Source organism: Pseudomonas sp. LBUM1679, from assembly GCF_059695565.1.
In genome coordinates this window covers 4,591,040-4,615,169 of record NZ_CP166774.1, presented here as the reverse complement: position 1 = coordinate 4,615,169, position 24,130 = coordinate 4,591,040, and the positions used below count along the sequence as shown (strand labels likewise).

Here is a 24,130-nt window from a genome sequence, read left to right as displayed (position 1 = left end):
TTTGTAACGTCCCTCTGAACACAATCTCACTACTGATTTTTTGCTGCTTCTACACAGAGGCGGCTCTTCTTCGCGTCCGGGAATTACGAACATGATCAAATCACGAGCGGCCGTCGCCTTCGCGGCGAACCAGCCACTGCAAATTGTGGAAATCGATGTGGCACCGCCGCAAGCCGGTGAGGTGCTGGTGCGCATTGTTGCCACAGGTGTCTGTCACACCGATGCGTTTACCTTGTCCGGTGCCGATCCCGAAGGGATCTTCCCCGTCATTCTTGGCCACGAAGGCGCTGGTATTGTCGAAGCGCTAGGTGAGGGGGTGACTTCCCTGGCGGTAGGCGATCATGTGATCCCGCTCTACACCCCGGAATGTGGCGACTGCACATTCTGCAAATCCGGGAAGACCAACCTCTGCCAGAAAATTCGTGCGACTCAGGGCAAGGGCCTGATGCCAGATGGCACCAGTCGCTTCTCCTACGAAGGCCAGCCCCTGTTTCACTATATGGGCACCTCGACCTTTTCTGAGTACACGGTGCTGCCGGAAATCTCGCTGGCCAAAATTCCGAAGGAGGCGCCGCTGGAGCAGGTTTGCCTGCTTGGCTGCGGTGTGACGACCGGCATTGGTGCGGTGCTCAACACGGCCAAAGTGGAGGAGGGCGCCAGCGTGGCGATCTTCGGTCTGGGCGGCATCGGCCTAGCCGCCATAATCGGCGCCACCATGGCCAAGGCCGGTCGAATAATTGCGATCGATATCAACCCGGCCAAGTTCGAGATTGCCAGGCAATTGGGCGCCACCGACTTCATCAACCCCAAGGACTACGACACACCGATCCAGGACGTCATCGTCGAGATGACGCAGGGTGGCGTGGACTACTCCTTCGAATGTATTGGCAACGTCCATCTAATGCGCGCAGCCCTGGAGTGCTGTCACAAGGGGTGGGGCGAGTCGGTGATTATCGGAGTCGCCGGTGCAGGCCAGGAAATCAGTACTCGACCGTTCCAGCTCGTGACCGGTCGCGTCTGGCGCGGCTCCGCTTTCGGCGGTGTAAAAGGCCGCAGCGAATTGCCCACTTATGTCGAGAAGGCCCAGGCCGGCGAAATCCCGCTCAACACCTTCATCACCCACACCATGGGGCTCGAAGACATTAACAAGGCCTTCGAGTTGATGCATGAAGGCAAGAGCATTCGCACCGTTATCCATTTCGATCGCTGATTGAATCGTCCTGGCGTTGAGCGTTAGACGTCTCGCGCACGGGCAAACTGCAATGCCCACCCATCTTGTTTTTAAAAAGAGAGCATCAAAATGAGCATCTTCACTCACGTCACCGTCGGTACCAACGATCTGCAAAAGGCTCGCAGTTTTTACGACAGTGTGCTCGGCGCACTCGGCCAGAAACGCATCGCTGATCTGGAAGACAATGGCTCGATCTGGGGTGAGAATGCCCCGTCCTTCTTCGTGCTGAAACCGGCAAACGGCGCTCCTGCCAGTGTCGGTAACGGTGTCACTGTCAGCTTTGAAGCACCAAATCGCGCCGCAATCGACGCCTTCCACGCGGCAGCCCTGGCCTGTGGCGGCACCGACGAAGGCGCCCCTGGGCCACGGGGCTGGGCACCTGATGCCTATGCCGCCTATGCCCGGGATCTGGATGGTAACAAACTGGCCGCGTACTGTTTCAAGCCGGCCTAAGCTTTATTCGGGCTGCGCATTCACTCCCACGAGCTGGTCAATCCCTCATGAGGTTGTGGTCATTTCCAGAAGTTGCCAGTGACCATGTTTTAGGACTCGTGTAACAGACGGCCGGTCGTTAGCTTCGCTACGATCGGCCGCTATTGGCCGTTTTCTGCCCGTCGCGAGAGGCAGAAAACGACCCAAACAGGTCCATCGTGACAGTCCACAATCGATCCGGCCATGCAGTCACCGCTAAAAGGAGATATTCGAGTGTCTCGGTTCCGGGGATAACGAGGTCTTCGGCTAGGCGAATTTTATGTGCTGACCGACCCCGTCCTCGACTGATTGATCAACGGATGATCTCGGCCAGCGCTTGGCGCATCGGCTCACCGGAGACATGGACAAGACCGGAGAAGGGCGAGTCCAGCTCCAGAATCATTGTGATACCCCCCGAAACCGCAACCGAACAGAGGCAGAAAACGGCGATAGTCGTGGCATTGCGAGGTGCGAACAAACCGAAGCTGGCGAAAACCAGGCTAAGCCAAAAGATCAACAGGATCAGGAACGGCATCGGAATGTTGCTGGCACGCTGTTCCGCCAGCAGCCAACGCGCCTGTAAAACATCGTCTGAAAGTGTGAGCGCCTGCGAGCGCAGCCAGCGCTGTCTCGGATCAGTCGGAACAAGCAATAGAATCGATTCTTGTGTCGCCTCCATCATCCCGACAGTCGCTTCGGTTGACTGTGACGGTTCACCCGCGGTCGGGAACAACTCCTGCATTTTCGCCCTAGCGTAGTTGCGCAGGTTAACGCGGGCATCCTCCGCCTCTGGTCCGTAACGCAGCATCATTCGGTTAATGCGGACGATGTCGACGGCAATCCTGGATACTTCACTCGACCGTGTCGAGAACGAACTGTTCGCCGTCGAGATCATCAGACCGATCACCAAGGCCGAAAGCGTGCCGACAATCGCCGCTGAAACGGAGATCGCATTGCGCGACTCATTGCTGAGGTGATGCTCGGGCAAAGCCCGCGCAGCAAAGATGCCAACAAGAGCGCCGCCGAAGATAGCGACGAAGGCGATGAGTCCGATAGCTAAATGGCTCATGAGCGAAAAATGCGCATGGAATCCCCTTGGACCGAAGACCTAAGTGAACTTTAACCGCCTTGCGGTACCACTCGAGCGTCATTACCTGAGCCTTGGATGTAAACGTTCATGCCTTTACCCAGGGATGGATTGATCGGCTGGGTAACCGATACCAGCACGCCACTTTTGACCCGCACGATGATCTGTTGCGCCTCTATCGGCTGGTCGTATTTTTTCTTCTCCGCGTAATTGCCGCCGACAGCGCCGGCGAGAGCGCCCGCAACCATGGCGACGTCGCGCCCGGTGCCACGACCGATCAGGCTGCCGACACCGAGACCGCCAAGGCCACCGAGAACAGCGCCGACGCCACTGTCGTGATTGGTTTGCATCTGCGTCAGCGATATCTGCTCGATCTTCCCTGAGCGAATCTCGATTTCACCGGCACCACCATCGGTTGATCCCACGGCGGCGCAGGCACTGATCAGCACAGTCACCAACGTAAGCGTCATCCACGACAAGATTGTTTTCATTTCGGTGCACCTCATTATTGATATCGGATGGCAATGCCTTTGAGCTTGCGTCCCTGGATCGTTTCTATGTCACGGCTCCACAGCGGGCCTGTCACGTAGGCGGCGACGGGCTGAATCTGGTCGTAAACGACGACTACCGCGTCTGCGCCAAGCTTGGCGGCTTCTTCACGCAGTTTTTGTTCGACCTGCGTGATCGGCGGCGCCGGGTCGACACTGGCATCGATCAGAATTTCGCCCAACTGCACATTGGGGCGCGTCGGTTCAGCGCGTAATACCTGGACTTCATTGGGTAGGGTCGGTGCGGGATGCTCGACCCCGACATAAGCGGTCGTCTGGGCATCGACGGTTGCACAAGCACTCAGCGCGAGTACGCTCGCGAAGAGCGCTGCGCTCAGTAATGGCCAGTGTAATCTTGAGAGTAGCGATGAATAAGCCCACATGTCGGGTGTCCTCTCGTTGAGGGATATTCAACCGCCAACGAGTGTTGACGATTGAAGCGAGGCTTAGCTACGGATGAAAGCCCAGAGATCGGCGTTCAATTTGTCGATCGCGGCTTTGAAGTCCTTGGTGGTGATTTTCTCGCTCTCGTTCGAAAGCTGGCTGCCGAACACCTTGCGCACCACCTTGGCAACGGTCTGATTGGTGTTTGCGTCAATAAACTCGGCTTCGATGAACAAGTTAGTGTCTTGGTCCCGGTGGCCGGTGGCCGCTTGTGTCGCCCCGACCACGGCAGCGACCGGAACTATTTCATACCACTTCATGCCTTCGTTCGAAGCGGTTACTCCGGTGATGGCCGCTCGGAGAATCAAGGGTTTCGAGCCGGCCGGTGCTGCGTCCGTAGTGGATACCAGCCGGTATTTCTGGCCTAGCACGCCTTTGGCCTTTGTGGTCATGTAGTTCTGGATATCGTCAAGTGTCTGCTGGTTGACCCGCTCATTGGGCTTAGGTGCCGGATAGAGTTCCAGCCGGTTGAACGCCACCGTGTCATACGCATTCGGGTTCCACGACGGGCTCACCCAACGCATCGCCGTGCCGCCGCTGGGGGTGGAAATTTCTTGAAGGTTGTTGTAATTGGACAGGTAACCGGAGTACTGCTCACGCTCGGTGACTTTCGACGTGCAACCACCGAGTAGAACCCCGGTCAGAGCGGCGCCGACGAGCAATTTTCGGGACATGTTCATGGTGCTTTGTGCTCCTTGGATTAAGTCGTATTTGTCGTCAACACAACTTCAGAAACGTCAGGTCATGTTGCCCGTGAGCGCATGAATCCAGACATTGCCGAACTAGTCCGAGGTTCGATCGCCGGACAAGGTTTTTGTCTGATCCACCGGCATGTCCCGAGCCTGAGGGTGACCCAGCTGAAGTTCACATCAGTGTCCTGGCGCAGCGCGTAGCTGAGTCTGGTTCTTTTCCCATTGGTCATTACTCATCGCCAAGCGAAAGCCGAGATGGGACATGGAATTCATAGGATCCGCACCTTGCCTGGCACTGGTTCGAAAGCTCGTGCAATAGCTGTCGCTACACAGAAAAGAGCCCCCTCGAATCACGCGCTGTGGTGCGTTGGCCGTCACCCCGAGTTCGGGGTCATAGCTCTCGGCTGGCCCCACCGGGTTAACCGCTACTTCCCCAGCCGGCTGAAGTTTGAGTCGAACTTTAAACGCATCTGCACGATACCAATCGGCGACCCACTGCCAAACGTTCCCGGACATGTCATATAGCCCATAAGCGTTAGGTCTGTAACTGCCTACCGGTTTGGTGCCTATCTTGAATTTATTGCTCGAACCGGTAACGGGAAAGGGTTGAATCTCATCCCAGGTGTTGGCCATCTTTTCTCCACCAGGCGTGAAACTATTGCCCCATGCGTAGTCCGCTTGTTCCAGTCCGCCTCTTGCGGCGTACTCCCACTCAGCCTCGGTCAACAAGCGCTTATGTGCCCATCTTGCGTACGCCTCTGCATCTTCACGGGAAACTTGAACGACCGGATGGGTTTCCTTGCCCTCGATTGTACTGTCGGGACCCGACGGGTGACGCCAGTCAGCCCCCGGGACAAACGCCCACCACTGACTGAAATCATCCAGAGGGATCGGCCTGTCTGTGCCCACGAAAACCAATGCGCCTGGCACCATGACGCTGTCATCCGGCGCAGGAGTGCCTGGCGGTAGTTGTACTTTCAGATCTTCCCATTCGGGTTTGCGTTCGGCGGTGGTGACGTAGTGCGTTTCAGAAATAAAACGGGCGAAATCTGCATTGGTGACGTCATAGCGGTCGATCCAGTATCCATCGAGTCTGACCTTGTGAGCTGGCCCCTCATTGGGTCGAGCCCTCTTGTGATCGCTGCCCATCAAAAATTCGCCAGCAGGAAGCCAGATCATATCCAGGGGGCCATTTTTTCCATCACCCAGTGTCAAAGCCACTGGACCGCTAAAATGCTGACTCACAGCAAAAGCCACGCAGGCAGACACTATCCCGACTGCGACTAAAGCGATGCCCAAGCGCCGTTTCCTGACTAGCATATGCGCTCCCCTTGGTGTCTGTAGGCGGTGACCACTGCAAAACCATTGACTACCGCCCGGTGCCACGACCGAAACGTCCTCCAGCCCCCTAGCCTTTGGGGGCTGTGATCCGGATCACCAGCGGCAACCGTTACTCGCTGGTCTTATTGTCCCGTTGCGCCTGTAACAGCTTCTGTTCGTCTTCAGGCGTCAGCTTTGGCCGGTTGATCGTCAGCGTGATCTTGTCAATCTTGCCGGTGAAGGCGAATGGCGGTTGGTAGTCCTGGTCGGCCACCCCGGTAAGGGTGTCTGAACCAATGTCGAGGCTCTCGTCCCATTGCAGGATCAGAGGGATGGTGTGCTCCATCTTCTGCTCCGCGACGGCTTTACCGTCCACTTTCAGCACACCGGTGCCGCCGCGACCGATGCCGGACATATTGTTGAACGCCAGTGTCCCCATACCAAGGCCGTCGTACTTGAAGTCGAACTCCAGGATGTGTTTGCCGGGCGTCAGCTCGGGTCCCTCCCAGCGCTGACGTTTGAGGTCCACCAGATTCCACAGGAACACCGGTTTGTTCTTCAGCAGGTAGAAACCGTACCCACCGAAACGACCGCCCTGGGTGATCAATATGCCTTCGGCACCGCCTGTTGGCACATCGACCTCGGCCTTGAAGGTGTAAGAGGCATTGAGAATGGAGGGCGCATCACCGTTTGGAACGCCCGTCAGCGGCAACGTCCATGTGAACACGTTACGTCCCGCAGTCAGGCTCGGCCGCGGCGTCACCAATCGCGTCGCCACTGTCGAATCGAGCGGCAGCACCTGATACTTCTCCGCTTGCGCCCAAAAGATATTCTGCATTTCCTTCAGCTTATCTGGATACTTGGCGGCGACGTCTTCGGATTGAGTCCAATCCTTGTGCAGGTCGTAGAGTTCCCACGGAAAAGCGGCCGGGTCCTGGCTCACGTTACCGACGATGATCCACGGTGGTCGCATTACTTTCGAGCTGGCGATCCAACCGTCGTTGTAAATCGCGTGGTCGCCCATCATTTCGAAGTACTGGGTTTTGTGCGTTGACGGCGCGTTGGCATTAGCCTTGTTGAACGTATACATCATGCTGGTGCCCTCGATCGGACTCTGCGCGATGCCATCGACCACCTTGGGTTGATTGACCTGTGCTGCTTCGAGGATTGTCGGTACAACGTCGATGACATGTTGGAACTGGTTGCGGATACCCCCCTTGTCCGTGATCACCTTCGGCCACATGATCGCCATGCCTTGCCGCACGCCGCCGAAATGTGAGGCAATCTGTTTGGTCCACGAGAAGGGGGTGTCGAATGCCCAAGACCATGCCACCGACATGTGATTGTAGGTTTTGTCGGAGCCCCAATCGTCGTAGAAGTTCTTGAGCTGGTCGGCGACCGGCACATCAACACCGTTGAAACTTGCGACCTCATTTGGTGTGCCGAGCAACGTGCCCTCGGCGCTACCGCCATTGTCGCCGCTGATGTAAATGACCAGGGTGTTGTCGAGCTTGCCCATGTCCTCGACTGCCTGGATGACACGGCCGATTTCGTGATCGGTATAAGCGACGTACGCGGCGAATACATCGACCTGGCGGATGAACATTTTCTGCTCGTCCGGCGATAGCGTGTCCCAATCTTTGAGCAAGTCTTTAGGCCAAGGCGTGAGCTTGGCATCGGCTGGAATCACGCCGAGCTTTTTCTGGTTTTCGAAAATCTGGTCCCGAAGCTTGTTCCAGCCTTGGTCGAACAACTTCATCTTGCTGATTTTCTCGATCCACTCGGGGGTCGGGTGGTGTGGCGCGTGGACACCGCCGGGGGCGTATTTGACGAAGAACGGCTGGTCGGGTGCAACCGCATTGATGCGGTTCACATAGGCAATTGCGTCGTCGGCCATCGCAGTGGTCAAGTTCCAGCCTGGTTTGCCTACAAACGGGTAGATCTGGGTGGTGTTACGGAATAGGTTCGGCGCCCATTGGTTGGCATCGCCACCGATGAAGCCATAGAAGTATTCAAAGCCCATTCCAATCGGCCACTGGTCGAACGGCCCATCCTGGCTCGCTTGAAAGGTGGGAACGTTGTGATCCTTGCCGAACCACGCAGTGCGGTAGCCGTTGTCCTTCAGCATTCTACCGATTGTCGCCTTGTCGCGTGCGATGATGCTGTTGTAGCCAGGATAGCCGGACGATTGCTCAGAGATGACACCGAAACCGGCTGAGTGGTGGTTACGCCCAGTGAGTAACGCAGCGCGAGTAGGCGAGCACAATGCCGTCGAGTGGAAATTCGTAAAGCGCAGCCCGTCCCGGGCGACCCGATCGAGGGTGGGGGTCGGAATAACCCCACCGAAGGTGCTGGGCGTGCCAAAACCTGTGTCGTCAGTGATGATGAGCAATACGTTTGGCGCTCCCTTGTGTGGCTCGATACGCGGAGGCCAATAAGGCTTCGACTGGGCCGCATTGCGCTCGATCTTGCCTTCGAATTTTGAGGGAGGTGCGGGGATCTGTTCGCCGCTGATAGTCACCGTGGCACTGGGCGAGCCCGGTACACCGTTAATCTCATCGGTGCCCGCACTGGCCTGCTGCATGACGATTGCTGAAATAGCGAACATCAAGATGCTCAGCAGTCCGCCTGTTGGTGAGTCGATGTCCAGTCTGACGTTGCACATAGGACCTCCTAGATGTTTGATCCATCCCCCAGGCGGCGTGCGACGCCGGGCCAGGCATCACACTTAAGTCGCTATAGCGTTAATTCTGTTTTGGTATTGATGGGCCTGAAGAAAGTGCGTTACGCATACCGCGTGTTTATGTGGCGCGGAAAACACGATCAACGCAAACATCGAATATCACACCCGCTAGTGAGCGATGTTGATGATTCAGCATAGATCAGCAATCTCGCTCGTCCAATCAAGTGGGCCGAGTTTGTTTCAGGCACTCTTCGTCACAATAGACACAGGCACACTTCGTCACAACAGACAAATGACCGCTTTTGGCTGGTAGTTGCCTGTCACAGACGGCGGGTAATAACCAGCATCAGCCAAATGTCTCAGGAAGGCATCGATGGAAGGTAGCGTAAATCCTATGTTTCAAAGCCCTCCGCCGAAGCGATACTGCCAGACGATGCCAATGACATCGTATTCGCTGCCTGTGCGGGTATGCCCACCATTACTCGCATTCAGCTTTAGCGAATGGTTCCGGTTCAACGGTAGCGTGAGGGTGCATCCATAGCGTGTGTTTTCCTGAAAATCGTGGTTACCGACCCCATCGACCGAGGTACTCCCGCCAGCGAACCAGGTCGTATCCAGCGACGCCCAAACACCGTTGCCAAAGGCATAGATAAGATGCGCCTGTACCTGGTAAATCGGGTCTTGGGAAAGTACGTGCTCGCCAAGTAACTCGTCATTGTCGGTGTAAAAGGTGCCCGCGCCGGATAATTCCAGGGTCACTTGCCCCAGGCGCTTGGAAACCCCAAGTTCAGGCTTGAATGACCAGCGATTGTTGCCCAGATTGACCAGCCTGCTATCGTCGTATTGGCCGAGCGGCGCCGTGATCGCCAGGCTGGCGCCGATAATCACATCCTGTTGATAGCTGGGGAACTCAGCCAGGGACATCGCCGGGGCGCCATACAAGTTGACCGAGAAGCGCAGGCTTGGATCGATCAACCCGGTAACCTTGCGCTCCCTGGGTTCACCGGCGAGCAGGGCAGAGCCGGTCAATCGGGCCTGATTGCGACGTGCGCGCCTGTGGGCTAGTTCACTTGGCTATCACGCACGCTTCCACGAGATGCCGAAACCGGAGGCGGTCTGATGGTGGCGGTGATTCAATTGGCTATCACACTCGGCGCAACGGTGGGTGGGTGGCTAAATGACGGAGCTGGTTACCAGGCTACGTTCATCGCGAGTGGAGTATTTCTTCTGGTGGCTGCCGTGCTTGCACTGTTCGTCTCGCGAACGGGTTTGCCTCCGTTACGATGACAATGCCGCTGTTGCGTGGGACTCGCATTGGGTAACAGATGAATCCATTCGGGCGTCGGGTGGCGTGCACGGCGTTGGTTACTGAACACCGTCATTGCACCGCACTTTGTCTCGCCTCACGTGGCGGTTCGGTAGAGGCTGCAATGTCCCACGTCAGCAGTACCTGGGTGATGGCCGCATCGATGACCTCATGCTGCGTGTTATCCCGAGCGAGGATGGAAATCCCCTGCAGGAAACTGTCGAACACCGTAGCCATCGCGGGGGCGTGAACAGTGTCCGGTAACTCACCGCTACGGATACCCCGCTCGACACACGCCAGAATCCCCGCGCGAGTGCGGGCGCGGGATCGGGTCAGGGCATCGGCCACCCGGGCATTCTCCGGGCTGGGCGCGCTCATCACGCCGAGGGCCACCATGCAGCCTTTGGGATGGCCGTCTTCACACTGCATGCGTGCCGATTGGCGCAGCGCGGTCTCGATGGCCTGGCGTGGCGGCAGGCGCTCGTCCCACAGGCATTCGGTGACCCGGGCGAAGGTCGTCAGGTAACGCTGCACGCACTCATCGAACAACGCTTCCTTGGAGCCGAACGCGGCGTAAAAACTCGGCGCGGAAATCCCGCCCCCCAAGCCGGCTTTCAACTGAGCGAGGGAGGTGGCGTCGTAGCCGTGTTGCCAGAACAGGTGCAAGGCCTGTTCCACGGCTTGGTCGCGGTCGAAGGTGCGGGGACGGCCCATTTGCGCCATTGCAAGATTCCTCTGGATGACGAGATAAATACTAATCGATACATAAGTCGTTGACAACGAGCGCTGGTCGCCCTCAACATTTATACCGATCAGTATTTAAGTCTGAAATCCTCATACAAGGAGTCTCCCGTGACACCCTCAATCACCTTGTCGGCAGCGTCCGATCGCCTGCCCATCGGCGCCTTGCTCGCCCTGGCCATGACCGGCTTCATCTGCATCGTCACCGAAACCCTGCCCGCCGGCCTGTTGCCGCTGATCAGCGAAGGCCTGGCGATTTCCCCCTCCATGGCTGGCCAGATGGTCACCGCCTACGCCCTGGGTTCGGTGCTGGCGGTCATCCCCATGACCATCGCCACCCGCGGCTGGCGTCGTCGTAACGTGCTGCTGCTGACCATCGTCGGCTTCTTGCTGTTCAACTCCATCACCGCGCTGTCATCCCACTACGGCGTGACCCTGGTGGCGCGCTTCTTCGCCGGCGTCGCGGCGGGGCTGGCCTGGAGCCTGCTGGCCGGCTACGCCCGCCGCATGGTCGCGCCCCATCAACAGGGCAAGGCACTGGCGCTGGCCATGGTCGGCACGCCGATTGCCCTGTCCCTGGGCGTGCCCCTCGGTACCTGGCTGGGCGGCCTGGTGGGTTGGCGCACCACCTTCGGCCTCATGTCGGCCCTGACCCTGGTGCTGATCGCCTGGGTACTGGTGAAAGTCCCTGACTACCCACCCCAGGCCGCGCACCAGCGCATGTCGCTGCGCACAGTGCTGACCACGCCGGGCGTGCGACCGGTGCTGGCGGTGGTGATCAGCTGGATGCTGGCACACAACATTCTCTACACCTACATCGCACCGTTCGTGGCGTCGGCGGGGTTGGGGGATCGGGTGGATCTGGTGTTGTTGGTGTTTGGTATTGCAGCGTTGATGGGGATTTGGGTGACTGCCAAATTGGTTGAGCCGTTGTTGCGCAAGACTGTGCTGGTGAGCCTGGCGGCGTTTGCGGCAGTTTCTGTGGCCTTTGGCTTTTTGGGTAGCGTGCCTGAGGTGATCTGCATCGGTGTGGCCGTTTGGGGGTTGAGCTTCGGCGGGGCGGCGACGTTGTTGCAAACGGCGCTGGCGGATGCGGCGGGGGATGGGGCGGATGTGGCGTTGTCGTTGAATGTGGTGGCCTGGAATAGTGCGATTGCCGGGAGTGGAGTGGTGGGTGGGGTATTGCTGGACAACTGGGGCGTCGCCTCTTTTCCGTGGGCAATGGTGGTACTGGCCGGGGTAGGTTTTGCGATTGCCTGGGGGGCTCGGGCTCACGGCTTCAAGTCAGGCCCGCGTGCGGCTGGCAGGCCTGCGGTTGCGGGGCACTGAATCAACCAGCCTTTAGAGCATGCACCCCTCATGTACAAGCGATACGTCTGCATGAGGGGGGTGGGTACGACAACGAGTCTCGGTGTGATGTTGTTTTCAGTTATCTGATGAAAGCTTGCAGATCACTGGTCAACCTGTCGATCGCGTGTTTGAAATCCTTGGCGGTGATCTTCTGGCTGGCATTCTCCAGGGTGCTGCCAAAGACTTTACGCACGACTTTGGCCACGGTCTGGTTGGTGCTGGCGTCGATGAACTCGGCCTCGATAAACAGTGTGGTGTCCTGGTCGCGATGGCCACTGACAGCGGAAACACTCCCCACGACAGCGGCAACCGGCACCACTTCGTACCACTTCATGCCTTCGTTTTCGGCATTCACCCCGGTGATCGCCGCGCGCATGATCAAGGGTTTCGAACCGGCGGGCGCTGATTTTGCATTGGTCACAACCCGGTACTTCTGCCCCAGCACGCCTTTGACTTTGCTGGTCATGTAGCTTTGCAATTCGTCCAGGGTTTGCCGGTTGACCCGCTCGTTGGGCTGTGGCGCCGGGTAGAGTTCCAACCGGTTGAATACCACGGTGTCGTAGGCGCCGGATTTCCAGGATGGGCTCACCCAACGCATGGTGGCCTCGCCACTGGTGGTGGTGACTTGCTGCAAGTTGTTGTAGTTGGACAGGAAGCCGGAATACTGCTCACGCTCGGTGACCTTCGAGGTGCAACCGCCGAGCAGCAGGCTGGCCAGCGCAGCGCCAATAAACAGTTTTCGGGACAGGTTCATTGTGGGGTGTGCTCCAGGGATTAAGTCTCGTCTACCGGCATGTCGCCGAGCCAGACCATGGCCCGGCTGACGTTGATGTCGGTGACCTTGTTCAGAGCATAGGTGGCGTCCGGCCGCTATGCGCCAGAATTCACCCATGGGCACGGTAAAAGTTCTACGCTAGAGCTATGCGGATCGTCGATCAATTGTTCGCGCTGCGTCCGTCCCTGGAGCACCCAATGCCGCCCATCACCACTCGCCTGGTGGCGCTGTTTGTTCTTTGCCTGACGCTTGAAGCGCCAGCCCAGAACAACGCCTGCCCACCTGGCGAGAAACCAGTGTGCCTGGACAGCTGCATCTGCCTGCCAGACCCCGGGGACCTGCTCGGCACCCTGCCTGGCATCTACCAGGTCGCGGCACCTGCCCTGGCGCTGTGGCTGACCCAAGCCCGCGCTGAAGCCGCCATCGCCGGCACCCAACCCATTCCACCGCACATCCGGGAGCAACTGCTGCGCTGGTACGACCCCGGCGTCCTCGATACCGCGCGCTACAAAGTCAGCGACAGCGGCCAATTCAGCGCCGCCAGTGCCATGCTGCAAAATCCAGATGTCGGGGCCGTGACGCTGATCGACATCATCCTCTTCCGGGACACTCAAACCGCAGAACAGGACATCGCGCTCTGGGCTCACGAACTCAAGCATGTACAGCAGTATCAGGAGTGGGGGGTGGAAGGATTTGCCCAGCGCTATACACAGGATTTCAATGCGGTGGAGGCGCCGGCATATGCCATACAGGTTGAGGTCCGACGGTGGGTGCGGGAAGGGACTTACTGAACAGTAGCGAAGCCACGGCATCGCCACGACGCGGCTGGTCTATCAGGTACACACCGGATTGGCGGCGCAGGAAGATGTTCTGGAAGCCTTCGCGGCCATCGACGATGGCTTCCCAGGTCTTGGAGAACTGGCCCGCGCCATGCCACTACATGACGCAATTTCGCCCACTGTGTTTTGCTAAATACAGTTGCGCGTCAGCCAACTTCAGCAAGGTGGCCGGCGTCACGTTTTCGATGCTCGGCTGACGTGTAGTGATGCCTGCACTGGCAGTGACCAGACCCAAGGGATGCTCGGAATGCTCGATGTTCAGTGATCGAATGGCCAGCAGGATATCTTGGGCAACCTTCAGTGCGCCCGCGCTGTCCGTGTCGGGAAGCAGCACGGTAAATTCTTCGCCACCGTACCGGGCGGCCAGATCTCCGGGTCGTTTAACCACATGCTGGATCGCGCCGCCCACCGCGCTCAGGCAGTCATCGCCTGCTGCATGGCCGTACCTGTCGTTGTAGCGCTTGAAGTAATCGACATCGAGCATGATCAACGAGAGCGGTGAACCATGACGCTGCGCCCAGCGAATCTGATCCAGCAGCGCACTATCCAGGCGTCGACGATTGCCCAGTCCAGTCAGGCTGTCAGTCAACGCCATGTCTCGCATGGCCTGGTGCGCGCGACGCAGCTCCCTTTCCATCACCATTCTCTGGCGCAGCTGATTCAAGACGATCAGTGCGAACACCGCCAGTACCGCGATAAGGAACACCAGCACCAATCCGGTTTTCAGTAGGTCCCGCCGCCAGGGTGCAATGATGGATTCACGGGAGAGGCCGGCTTCCACGACCAGGGGGTAGGTGGTCAATGCTCTGTAACCGTACAGGCGCTCGGTGTCGTCTATGACCGCTTTGACTTCTGCGACGCCTTCGTGGGAGTTCGGCAAATAGCGCCGGAAAATCTCGCTGTCCGCCAGGCTTTTGCCGACGACGGATGCGATAAAGGGACGCCGCACCAGGATGGTTCCGTTGCGCATGGCCAGGACCAAGGCGCCTTTATCATCAATTTTGAAATCGCCGTAGTAGTCCACGAAGTAACTGACCTTGATCGTACCCAGCAGCACGCCTGCGAAGGAGCCATCCGGATGGTTCAATCGGCGAGAGATGGGAATGATCAGATCGTCGGTGGACCGGCTTCTGACAACCTCGCCGATACGCACGTTTCGATCAGCGTGAGTGCGGTGGTACTGGAAGTAATCGCGGTCGGCGTTGTTCGCGGTGTCTGGGGTCACTGCCTTGTCCGTCACGATCCACTGCCCGTCAGCGCCGTAAATGAACAGCCCGTGCAGTTGCGGCATGATTTTCGATTGCTGAACAAGAAGCTTGTGGATGCGAGGGACGTTGATGTTCTGCAAGCCGTCGCCTTCCACCCGTTCACCGAGCGCAGCGGTCAGCACATCGACTTGCCGAATGGCATCTTCGGCATGCTGGGCCGTTGCACGCGCCAGGTTGGTCACGGAGTCGCGGGCAGAGGCAAAGGCAGCACGATAGTCACGCCAGGTTCGCCAACCTTCAACGGCCAGGAAGGCCACGATCACCACGAGCATGAAGCTCACGATGAGCCGGAAGGTCGCTCCCGCTCGCACCGCGTTTGCAGAGGAGGTTTCAGTGGGGCCGTCTGACTTTGACTCTGGTGGTTTGCGTCCGAGCATCTACATGTCCTTCTACGACTGATGTGCACTCGCCCTGTGCGGTGTCCAGCTTCATCCCTGGCAGCGCGTTCGTTTGCGAGGTGCGCATACCTTGCGCGCCATTTTGGCTGATATCAAATGCGGTAGGGGTAAGACATGAATGCCAGTGGTTAGTGCCTCAAGGAGCGGCACCCCATTGAGGTCAATTCGTAATGGCGTAGTACGCGGTCAATGTAGGAGCTGCCGAAGGCTGCGATCTTTTGATCTTGCTTCTCAGCGATCTCGAGAAGATCAAGATCAAAAGATCGCAGCCTCGCTTCGCTCGACAGCTCCTACGGGGCGGGGGGTATCAGAGATGTGATGTTTAGTGAAATCCGGCTGTCAGCCTGACCTCAAAGGTGATCCGCATCAATTACCGCCTTGGCGAACGCCTGCGGAGCTTCCTGGGGCAGGTTGTGGCCGATGCCGCCGCTGATCAGCCGGAACTCGTACTTGCCGGTGAAGCGCTTGGCGTAATCCTCGGGGGCAGGGTGCGGGGCGCCGTTGGCATCGCCTTCCAGGGTGATGGTCGGCACACTGATGGAAGGCGCCGTGGCCAGTTTCTGCTCGAGCGCCTCGTAGCGGCTTTCGCCCTGGACCAGGCCCAGGCGCCAGCGGTAGTTGAACACGGTGATGTCGACATGGTCGGGGTTGTCCAGCGCCTTGGCGCTGCGGTCGAAAGTGGCGTCATCGAAGGCCCATTGCGGCGACGCCAGTTGCCAGATCAATTTGGCAAAGTCGTGGGTGTTTTTCTCGTACCCGGCGCGGCCGCGGTCGGTGGCGAAGTAGAACTGATACCACCACTGCAACTCAGCCTTGGGTGGCAGCGGATTCTTGCCGGCCGCCTGGTTACCGATCAGATAGCCGCTGACCGAGACCAGCGCCTTGACCCGTTCCGGCCACAGCGCCGAGACGATGTCGGCCGAACGCGCGCCCCAATCATAGCCACCGAGCACGGCTTGTTTGATCTTCAGCGCGTCCATGAAGTCGATGACGTCACTGGCCAGCGCAGCGGGTTGGCCGTTGCGCAGGGTTTTCTGCGAGAGAAAATGCGTGTCGCCGTAGCCTCGCGCATAGGGCATCAGCACCCGATAGCCCTTGGCTGCAAGCAAGGGGGCGACCTCGTCATAGCTGTGAATGTCGTACGGCCAACCGTGCAGAAGTATCACCACCGGCCCGTCGGCCGGACCTGTTTCGGCGTACGCCACGTTCAACAATCCGGCGTTCACATGCTTCAACGGGCCGAACGGAGAGGGGGTTGCATGAGTGGCGCCGCCATCGATCGCGGCGGGCTGCACGGCGGCGGTGGCTTGTGCCTGGGCCGCACCGAGCACGCCAAACAGGGTGAACGCGAGGAGCGACGAGCCGAGCAGACGGCGGCGGGTTTTGCCGGTTGTATCCTGCAGTGCCATTTGCATGCTGATGTCTCCGTTACAAGCCGTTGGCCAGGGGGTCTGAATGATCCCTTTGAAACCTGGGTTGCATTTGAACGCGGCGACGTATCGGGCCTGTGTCGAAACGCAGGCCGGGTGAAAACCTGTGTATCAAGATGCCAGTTAGACATACTTTGATACATAGTGCAGCGGCAGATCGCTGCGGATGATCAACAGCGAGGCGGGCGGAGGGCGAGCTACTGCAGCATAAGCGGGAGCCGGTTTAACGATGCCAGGTCAATTGGGCAGACGCTGACTGGGAGTACTGACACTGCCAATGGCAATCCCGACATACGCCAGGCGTCGCCCCGGCTCGGGCTTGATCGTCTCGTTTGCCGTCCATTTCGGCCTGGAACTGGACGTCGGCTGGCTTTACTTTGGCGCATCAATGCGGCTCCAGCCTCCAACCCTGTTCGGTCGCCACCAGGCGATCGGTCAAGCCAAGGCTGTCCATGAATGCATCATCGTGCGACACCACGACCAAAGCACCCTGGTAGCTGCGCAGCATGATTTCCAGCGCCTGTACCGAGGGCAGGTCGAGGTGGTTGCTGGGTTCGTCCAGCAATAACAGTTGCGCCGGCGGGTCAGCATAGAGCACGCATGCCAGTGACGCTTTCAGGCGCTCCCCGCCGCTGAGCAAGCCGCTGGGCGCGACGATCTTCCGGGCATGCAGGCCGAGTTGCGCGAGGCGCATGCGCAGATCGCCTTCCGTGGCAGTGCGATTGGCTGCCAGCATCTGCTCCAGCACGGAGCGCTGCGGCTCCAGGTTGGTCAGCCGCTGATCGAGGTAGACACCTTCGATCGCAACCTTGCAGATCCCGGCCCGGGGTTGAAGCTGGCCGGCGAGCACCTTGAGCAGGGTCGACTTGCCGCAGCCGTTGGGACCGACCACGCCCACGCGCTGTTGTCCGGTCAAGACGAGGCTGATGTGGCGCGTGGCAGCCGCTACAAAGGGCAGCTCCACTGCATCGAGCTCCGTGACGCGTCGCTGCGAGGATGGCGCTACCGGCAGCGTGTGAAGCACGATGGCTGCCTGGTCCTCGACCTGCTGCGCGGCTTCGCGTACGCGCTGGGCGAGTTGCTCCCGCGTGGCGGCGTGCTGCTGGCGCAGCTTGCCTGCCGAGGTTTCGCTGCGCTCTTTCTGGCGGTCCAGCAGGATTTTCGCCTGGTTGGCTTCGCGCCCATGCCGATTGCCGCGGGCCTGGCGTCGCTCCTGGCGCTCGCGCTGTTCGCGCAGGGACTGTTCTTCGCGTTGGCGTTCGAGTTTGCGCTGTTCGAGTTGCTGGATTGCGTTCTGCCGCTCCTGCTCCTTGCATTGCGTGTAAACGCTGTAGCTACCGCCGTAGCTGCGCAGTCCCAGTGAAGACAGCTCGACGATACGCTCCATTACCTCCAGCAATTGCCGGTCATGACTGACCACCAACAGCCCGCGCGGCCAGCGTTGCAGCTGTTCGATCAATGCCTGCCGGTTAGGTCGGTCGAGGTGGTTGCTGGGTTCGTCCAGGATCAGGAAGTCGGCCTCCGATAACAGCGCACCGATCAGCGTGACGCGCATGGCCTCGCCGCCGCTGAGCGTGCTGGCAGGCGTCGCAGCATGGAGATAGCCCAGGCCACTACGCTCCAGCTCGTGCTGGAGCCGCAGACGTACATCCCAGCGCTCGCCCACGGCATCGAAATCCTCGGGCGAGCTGCTGCCCTCTTCGATGCGTTCGAGCGCATCGAGAGTGGCTTGTACACCTGCCAGGCCGGCGACCGCAGTGCCCGCTGGATGCGATACCTGCTGGGCCAGGTAGTGCACACTGCCAGAGGACGCACTACGTCCGGCAGTCGGCTGCATCTGCCCAGCCAGAATGCGCGCCAGAACGGTTTTACCGGCACCATTTCGCCCGACCAGGCCAGTGGGCCGTTGATCGAACTGTTCGTTGATATCGCAGAAGAGCGTCCTGCCGTCTGGCAGAACACAAGACACGCCTTCCAGCGCGAGATAGGGATTGGTCATGTGTCACTCCGACTCGCTCAAAGACGTGCTATCCCCCCGGGCACGCAAACGACTGAAGCAGGCGCTGTCGATCGTCATGGGCACCGAGGCGTTGATCGCCGTGCGTGATATCAGTCGCGCGAGTATCGAAGAATCGCTCGACACCGCCGCCTGGGCGGCTCGGGCGCTGGTGCGTCAGGCGCTGGCGGAGGATGCACAGGCGCGACGAAAGCGCGACGCTTAGGCCATTAATAAGTACGATCCGTGAGAGGCTCAGCCTGTGCTTGAGTTCGGTCCGGCTCAAAACGTCGTTGGCCGGAGCGGGGGGCTAAGCAGGCCGGCCTTGCTGCTGCAGTTCTCCTTCGCTCTCCAGTTGGGCGTCCTGTTATTGGTCGATTTCTAACGAGCCGCACTGTTTCTGCACGAGTCGGTCGGGTCTATCAGAAACACATGGTGTTACCAAAGCAGACAAAACGATCCTCTGGCTCTACTGAAATCTCTCCTGTGTCTGCGCTTCACCAGCCAGTTGCCCATTAGCCACTGCGTCGCAATAAAAACGCAGGAAATTGGCACGAACACTGCTTTGTAATCCTTTACAGAGATGACCTGTATCAATGCGAGGCCATGCGGCTACTGAGCGATCAGCTCGATGACGTTATGGATACAGGGCATTTTTTTTGAGCTTGAATGTAATCCATTACATTCCAGGTTGATCGACAACCGTTCTCGGTAACGAGAACCCAATCGCCCTCTGTGAGATGATCGCAGAGTCGCGTGCCCATACAGAGGCCAACGATGGACATCGAAAAAAGAAGCATCGAATTTGTTCCTATGTCGGAGCGCTACGGTCACCCGCGTCGTCTCTTCACAATCTGGTTCAGTGCCAATATGCAGGTCACCACTTTAGTGGTCGGTACCTTGGGTATTGTCGCTGGATTGAGTCTGGCGTGGACGTGCATCGCTCTGGTTCTGGGCTGCGTCATAGGGACCATTTTCATGGCCGCCCACTCAACGCAGGGGCCACATCTGGGCATCCCTCAGATGATCCAGAGTCGCGCACAATTTGGTGTGATGGGGGCCGGTTTTCCGCTCCTGATCAACTACATCTCTTTCATCCTGTTTACCGCGGCAAATGGCGTGGTGATGCGAGACACGATCAAGGTCTTTCTCGATGTGGGCGATAACATGGCCATTGTCTTGTTCGGCCTGGTCTCGTTCATCATCGGTTTCATCGGTTATGAGCTGATCCATCGCCTTGGGGCAATCATGTCTGCACTATCAGGCATCATCTTTCTGGTGGTGGCTTACCTGGCGCTGCAACAACCTCTGCCTGCAGGCGCAATGGACCTCACTCAAGGTTTTACCCTGGCGGCGTTTGCCTTGACAGTGACCCAGGCAGCTTCCTGGACATTGGGTTTTGGTCCCTATGTCGCTGATTATTCCCGCTACCTGCCGGCGAATATTTCCAGCAAACAAACGTTCTGGTTCAGCTACATGGGTAACTTGCTGGGCGCAGGGCTGGTGATGCTTCTGGGGGCTGTGTTGGCGACCATGTTCACTGATGTGACGAGCAACCCTGGCAATGCTATCGCAAGCTTCTTCGGCCCATGGTCAAAAGTCGCGATGGTCATCGTGGTCCTCGGTGTTCTGGAGATCAACTCACTGAATCTGTACAGCGCGTACATGTCGGCGATGACGATCATTTCCGGCATGCACGGGATGAAACGAATCAGCCGCAAGACGAAATTCATCGTGATGGGACTGTCGGCGACAGCGGCCACGTTAATTGCCGTTGCAACGCAATACGACTTCAACGCTTATTTTGCTGACATTTTGATTGCCCAAGTCTACTTCCTGGTGCCTTGGAGCGCGATCAACCTTGCCGACTACTATCTGGTCAGGAAAGGCAAATACGTTGTGGCGGATATGTACGATGGGAAAGGGATATACGGTAAGTACAATGTGTCCACCATGATCATCTTCCTGATCGGTGTCGCTTCGACTATTCCATTCATGGATATGTCGTTCTACCACAGCTATTTCGCCAAAATGATCGGAGCGGATATGAGCTGGATTCCTGCTTTGATCGTCCCTGCGGCGCTTTATGTTGGCCATGCCCGCTACAAAGCCTCTCGTCACCTGCCAACCTTGGGTCAGGCAGCTTGATACCTCGTCCCTGATCACCAAACCACAAGACAAATGCTCCATGCGTACAGGAAATTTGGTATTGTCTGCACTGTTTTGTAATCGTTTACAGTAGTGCTGTCGTAATTTTGAATGAGGTTCGGATTCCAGCCGCCGATAGGCAACTGGCGAAGTGAGCAAGGGGTGTTATCGGCATCGTGGACGGTATCCGAATTTCAGATTGTTAGACGTATCGATTGAACATTGAGGAATTTTCAACATGAAACTGAAAGACAAAGTCGCACTCATCACCGGTGCCGGTGCGGGCATTGGCGAAGCTACCGCCCGCCTTTTTGCTCAAGAAGGGGCTAAAGTCGTCGTAGCCGACCGCAATATCGAATTGGCGCTCGCGGTTGCCGAGTCCATCGGGCCACAAGCGTTCGCCGTTCAAGTGGATGTCGCTATCACAGCGCAAGTAAAACTCATGGTGGAAAAAACCGTCGCGCATTTTGGCGGCCTGGACATTCTGGTCAACAACGCCGGGTTCGGTACCTTGGGAACCGTGGTCACTGTTGACGAAGATACGTGGGACCAGGTTATCGACGTCAACCTGAAGGGGGTATTCCTTTGCTCCAAATTTGCAATCCCTGAAATCGTGCGGCGGGGCGGGGGAGCGGTGGTAAACCTGGCATCGACCATTTCCGTTGTAGGGATCAAGGACCGTGCCGCTTACGTTGCAGCCAAAGGTGGCGTTGCTGCATTGACCCGCGCTATGGCGCTTGATCACGCCCTTGAAGGTGTGCGAGTCAATAGTGTTGCTCCTGGGGTTATCGCATCGAGTTACTACGACAAGATCTTTGAAAGCGTTCCCGATCCTGTCGAGTTCAAGAAAGGCCTGGAAGCTCGTTCGCCGTTGAACAAAATGGGCGAACCAGTCGATATCGCCAATATGATCCTTTTCCTTTCGTCTGCTGATTCAAGCTTCGCCACTGGAGCGATGTTCACCGTGGACGGTGGTTACACCGCCTGGTAATGCGCACAGGTCGCGGGCCATTTGACTAATGGTCCGCGTTCTTGCATGACTAACGGCCATTGGGCTTGGAATGATTCGTGCTTCTCGACCGTGCGGTATACGGTTGGTCCGCTTGGAGCTGCCAGGGTCAGGTCGGTTGCTGGTTGATAGCGATTTCCCCCTCCGTTTGAAAAGACAGCGCTTTCTATAACTGTCGCTATAAGAACGACAATCTGTGAGGTTTCGATGGTGTATTCCAAGGTTCTACGACGTGCGAGGATTGCTACGTCCGCGATTTTCTTTGCCAACGGAATGGTGCTGGCTATCTGGGCGACAAACATTCCTGGCATGAAACAGGCGCTGGCGCTGACCGATCAGGAATTGGGTTTTGCCCTGAGTGCGTTTGCCGCTGGAACGATGCTGACGATGTATCTGGCAGGGGCGCTCGTCACGCGCCTGGGAAGCCGCAACACCTTATTGATTGGCGGCCTGCTGGTTGCATTCGTCGTTCCATTTTGTGCTCTGGCCAACTCTGTGGTCGGTCTGTCCATGGCGATTTTCTTGTTAGGTGTCACCAACAGTATTCTCGATATCTCGATGAATACTCACGGCGCGCTTATCGAAGCCGAGCGCGGGCGGCCGTTGATGTCGTCCTTTCACGCCGTCTTCAGCATTGGCGGGCTTGCTGGCGCGTCGACCGTGGCTACGTTGTTGTCGGACAAACTGGGCGTTGTTCAGTGTCTTTCGCTGGCAGGCGTGTTGATGGGTGGCATTACGCTGGCTGCCACCCGATTTTTGGGCGATCTTCAGCCAGTGCCTCAGGACAATAAGACCTCCATTATTTCGAAGGGGTTCTCGTGGCCGAATCGCGCATTGATGTGTATCGCAGGCTTGACCTTCTTGGCTCTGTTCATCGAGCGCACGTTGATCGATTGGAGTTCGCTTTATCTGACGGATGTCAGTCATGCCAGTACCAGTGTCGCCGCTTTTGCTTTCGGCGCGTTTAGTCTGGCTATGGCTATTGGGCGTTTGGCTGGAGATTTCTTGATCCGACGTTTTGGAGTCAATTGGCTGTTAACGGTTTCAGGTGCTTTTGGTGCACTTGGATTGATCCTTGCGATCGTCGTCCCTCAACCGCTTACGTCCATTGTGGGCTTCATTGCAGTGGGTCTCGGGCTCTCCAATATGACTCCCCTGTTGTACAGTCAGGCCAGTCGTGCTTTTCCGGGGGCTCCGGGCCTGGGTCTGGCAATGAATGGCACGCTGGGCTACACCGGCTTCTTGCTTGCACCTCTGGTCATTGGTTTCTTGTCTGAGAGTGTGGGGCTAAAAATGGCGATGATAGTTCCGGTTGTGGCGTTTCTGCTGCTGATGAGCAGCCATCTGCGTAAAACTCGAATTGACCGCCGTGCCATCGAGCATCGCCGTGCGCAAGCCGCTTGCTCATAAGGTGGAAGGTTGAGGCGCCAATTTCATCTGCCAGGATGTAATTGGCCCTGACCCACGCAGTGAGGTATTTCTTGGACTATTTCGCAGCACTGACGGCTTTTGTTGAAGCTGCAGACAAAAACAACTTCTCACGCGCTGCTGACCGGTTGGGCATCAAGGCCTCAACAGTGTCTCGTTATATTAAAGAGCTTGAGCAGGATTTAGGTATTGCGCTATTCAATCGTTCTACGCGAACCCTGCATTTGACGGAGGGCGGTGAAACTTTCCTGCTTCATGCCCGCAAGGTGCTCGATGAACTGGAGGACGCCAAAGCAGCAGCGTCAGCGCTCAATCAGGAGCCGCGTGGCGTCCTGAAGTTGAACCTTCCCCCCGCTTTCTGCCGGCATCATGTCATGCCATGTCTTCGTGACTTTTTCATCGCGCACCCGAAAATCAAGGTAGAGATCACCCTGGACGAGTCGCAGGTCAACCTGATCAAGTCAGGTGTGGACTTGGCCATTCGAATTGGGGTGTTACCTGACTCGACACTCAAGGCTCGCAAACTGGCTGAAGAGCGGCTTGTGATCTGCGTAAGCCCGGTGTTCGCTGCTCAAAACAAGGAGCCGGATACTCCAATGGGATTGATGGACGGGCCAGCCATTCTCCACTCCCATCACGGCGACGAGATCGTGTTTATTCATTGCGCTGAACGGGTGCAGATAACGCTGAATGGGAATATGCGAACTAACGATCTGGACGCACAGCTTATCGCTGCCGAGCAAGGTCTTGGCGTAGCGTTTCTGCCGGATTGGCTGGTCGCGCAAAGCTTGCGCAATGGGCGGCTCGTGAGATGGCTGCCCCAGTGGGAGCCGCAGCTTTCGCCAGTGCTTTCTTCGCTATGGTTTGTTTATCCGCCCAAGCGAATTGTGTCTTCGAAAGTGCGTTGTTTCATTGATTTCATGGTCCGGCACATCGGCGAACCGCCGTACTGGCAACGATGAATAC

The 24,130-nt window shown here is 57.8% G+C and carries 20 protein-coding genes and 4 pseudogenes; 10 read left to right on the top strand and 14 right to left on the bottom strand.

Going from position 1 to position 24,130, the window contains the following annotated elements:
* Window positions 1-91 precede the first annotated feature (91 nt).
* Complete coding sequence (locus ACA062_RS20995; protein WP_497452819.1) at window positions 92-1,210, top strand: S-(hydroxymethyl)glutathione dehydrogenase/class III alcohol dehydrogenase; 1,119 nt, start codon at window positions 92-94, stop codon at window positions 1,208-1,210.
* A 90-nt stretch (window positions 1,211-1,300) separates the two neighbouring features.
* Window positions 1,301-1,684 carry a VOC family protein gene (locus ACA062_RS20990; protein ID WP_201256747.1) on the top strand — a complete coding sequence of 128 codons (384 nt, stop codon included), beginning with the start codon at window positions 1,301-1,303 and terminating at the stop codon, window positions 1,682-1,684.
* A 331-nt stretch (window positions 1,685-2,015) separates the two neighbouring features.
* On the opposite strand, the gene ACA062_RS20985 is transcribed toward ACA062_RS20990, so the two are convergent.
* The 7 genes from ACA062_RS20985 to ACA062_RS20955 form a co-directional block, all read right to left on the bottom strand.
* Window positions 2,016-2,771, bottom strand: coding sequence for a bestrophin-like domain (locus ACA062_RS20985; RefSeq protein ID WP_497452818.1), 756 nt, complete (start codon window positions 2,769-2,771; stop codon window positions 2,016-2,018).
* Between the two features lie 50 nt (window positions 2,772-2,821).
* A complete protein-coding gene (locus ACA062_RS20980; RefSeq protein ID WP_497452817.1) occupies window positions 2,822-3,280 on the bottom strand; it encodes a glycine zipper 2TM domain-containing protein in 459 nt (152 codons plus the stop codon).
* A 14-nt stretch (window positions 3,281-3,294) separates the two neighbouring features.
* A complete protein-coding gene (locus ACA062_RS20975) occupies window positions 3,295-3,720 on the bottom strand; it encodes a hypothetical protein (protein ID WP_497452816.1) in 426 nt (141 codons plus the stop codon).
* A 63-nt stretch (window positions 3,721-3,783) separates the two neighbouring features.
* Complete coding sequence (locus tag ACA062_RS20970; protein ID WP_497452815.1) at window positions 3,784-4,461, bottom strand: DUF3313 domain-containing protein; 678 nt, start codon at window positions 4,459-4,461, stop codon at window positions 3,784-3,786.
* Window positions 4,462-4,650: 189 nt separating this feature from the next.
* Window positions 4,651-5,772, bottom strand: coding sequence for a formylglycine-generating enzyme family protein (locus ACA062_RS20965; protein WP_497452814.1), 1,122 nt, complete (start codon window positions 5,770-5,772; stop codon window positions 4,651-4,653).
* A 151-nt stretch (window positions 5,773-5,923) separates the two neighbouring features.
* Window positions 5,924-8,458, bottom strand: a complete 2,535-nt coding sequence (locus ACA062_RS20960; RefSeq protein WP_497452813.1) for an arylsulfatase — start codon at window positions 8,456-8,458, stop codon at window positions 5,924-5,926.
* A 417-nt stretch (window positions 8,459-8,875) separates the two neighbouring features.
* Window positions 8,876-9,451: a transporter gene (locus ACA062_RS20955; protein ID WP_497452812.1), complete on the bottom strand. Its 576-nt coding sequence runs from the start codon at window positions 9,449-9,451 to the stop codon at window positions 8,876-8,878.
* 48 nt (window positions 9,452-9,499) lie between these two features.
* Here ACA062_RS20955 and ACA062_RS20950 point away from each other — a divergent pair.
* Window positions 9,500-9,763: pseudogene (locus ACA062_RS20950) on the top strand (MFS transporter); the annotation flags it as partial.
* 91 nt (window positions 9,764-9,854) lie between these two features.
* On the opposite strand, the gene ACA062_RS20945 reads toward ACA062_RS20950, so the two are convergent.
* On the bottom strand, window positions 9,855-10,505 hold the full coding sequence (locus ACA062_RS20945) for a TetR/AcrR family transcriptional regulator (protein WP_497452811.1): 651 nt from the start codon (window positions 10,503-10,505) through the stop codon (window positions 9,855-9,857).
* A gap of 129 nt (window positions 10,506-10,634) precedes the next feature.
* Between ACA062_RS20945 and ACA062_RS20940 the strand changes: the two genes are divergently transcribed.
* Window positions 10,635-11,852: an MFS transporter gene (locus tag ACA062_RS20940; protein ID WP_497452810.1), complete on the top strand. Its 1,218-nt coding sequence runs from the start codon at window positions 10,635-10,637 to the stop codon at window positions 11,850-11,852.
* A 100-nt stretch (window positions 11,853-11,952) separates the two neighbouring features.
* Here the strand turns inward: ACA062_RS20940 and ACA062_RS20935 are convergent, their stop codons facing one another.
* Window positions 11,953-12,627 carry a DUF3313 domain-containing protein gene (locus tag ACA062_RS20935; protein WP_497452809.1) on the bottom strand — a complete coding sequence of 225 codons (675 nt, stop codon included), beginning with the start codon at window positions 12,625-12,627 and terminating at the stop codon, window positions 11,953-11,955.
* A 23-nt stretch (window positions 12,628-12,650) separates the two neighbouring features.
* Window positions 12,651-12,783: pseudogene (locus ACA062_RS20930) on the bottom strand (transporter); the annotation flags it as partial.
* Between the two features lie 62 nt (window positions 12,784-12,845).
* Between ACA062_RS20930 and ACA062_RS20925 the strand changes: the two are divergent.
* Window positions 12,846-13,439, top strand: a complete 594-nt coding sequence (locus tag ACA062_RS20925; RefSeq protein WP_497452808.1) for an eCIS core domain-containing protein — start codon at window positions 12,846-12,848, stop codon at window positions 13,437-13,439.
* On the opposite strand, the pseudogene ACA062_RS20920 reads toward ACA062_RS20925, so the two are convergent.
* From ACA062_RS20920 to ACA062_RS20905, 4 genes and pseudogenes are all read right to left on the bottom strand, one after another.
* Window positions 13,417-13,584 (bottom strand): annotated as a pseudogene (locus ACA062_RS20920) (alpha/beta hydrolase); the annotation flags it as partial. The gene ACA062_RS20925 and the pseudogene ACA062_RS20920 overlap by 23 nt on opposite strands.
* Window positions 13,585-15,132: a sensor domain-containing diguanylate cyclase gene (locus ACA062_RS20915; RefSeq protein WP_497452807.1), complete on the bottom strand. Its 1,548-nt coding sequence runs from the start codon at window positions 15,130-15,132 to the stop codon at window positions 13,585-13,587.
* A 371-nt stretch (window positions 15,133-15,503) separates the two neighbouring features.
* Window positions 15,504-16,568 carry an alpha/beta fold hydrolase gene (locus ACA062_RS20910; protein ID WP_497452806.1) on the bottom strand — a complete coding sequence of 355 codons (1,065 nt, stop codon included), beginning with the start codon at window positions 16,566-16,568 and terminating at the stop codon, window positions 15,504-15,506.
* A 400-nt stretch (window positions 16,569-16,968) separates the two neighbouring features.
* Window positions 16,969-18,582 carry an ABC-F family ATP-binding cassette domain-containing protein gene (locus ACA062_RS20905; RefSeq protein WP_497452805.1) on the bottom strand — a complete coding sequence of 538 codons (1,614 nt, stop codon included), beginning with the start codon at window positions 18,580-18,582 and terminating at the stop codon, window positions 16,969-16,971.
* Between the two features lie 10 nt (window positions 18,583-18,592).
* On the opposite strand from ACA062_RS20905, the pseudogene ACA062_RS20900 reads away from it, so the two are divergent.
* From ACA062_RS20900 to ACA062_RS20880, 5 genes and pseudogenes are all read left to right on the top strand, one after another.
* Window positions 18,593-18,805 (top strand): annotated as a pseudogene (locus tag ACA062_RS20900) (TetR/AcrR family transcriptional regulator); the annotation flags it as partial.
* A 551-nt stretch (window positions 18,806-19,356) separates the two neighbouring features.
* Window positions 19,357-20,727: a purine-cytosine permease family protein gene (locus ACA062_RS20895; protein WP_497452804.1), complete on the top strand. Its 1,371-nt coding sequence runs from the start codon at window positions 19,357-19,359 to the stop codon at window positions 20,725-20,727.
* Between the two features lie 238 nt (window positions 20,728-20,965).
* Entirely contained in the window at window positions 20,966-21,718 is a 753-nt protein-coding gene (locus ACA062_RS20890; protein ID WP_497452803.1) for an SDR family oxidoreductase, read from the top strand.
* 225 nt (window positions 21,719-21,943) lie between these two features.
* Window positions 21,944-23,146, top strand: coding sequence for an MFS transporter (locus ACA062_RS20885; protein ID WP_497452802.1), 1,203 nt, complete (start codon window positions 21,944-21,946; stop codon window positions 23,144-23,146).
* A gap of 71 nt (window positions 23,147-23,217) precedes the next feature.
* Window positions 23,218-24,126, top strand: coding sequence for a LysR family transcriptional regulator (locus ACA062_RS20880; RefSeq protein ID WP_497452801.1), 909 nt, complete (start codon window positions 23,218-23,220; stop codon window positions 24,124-24,126).
* Window positions 24,127-24,130: the final 4 nt, after the last annotated feature.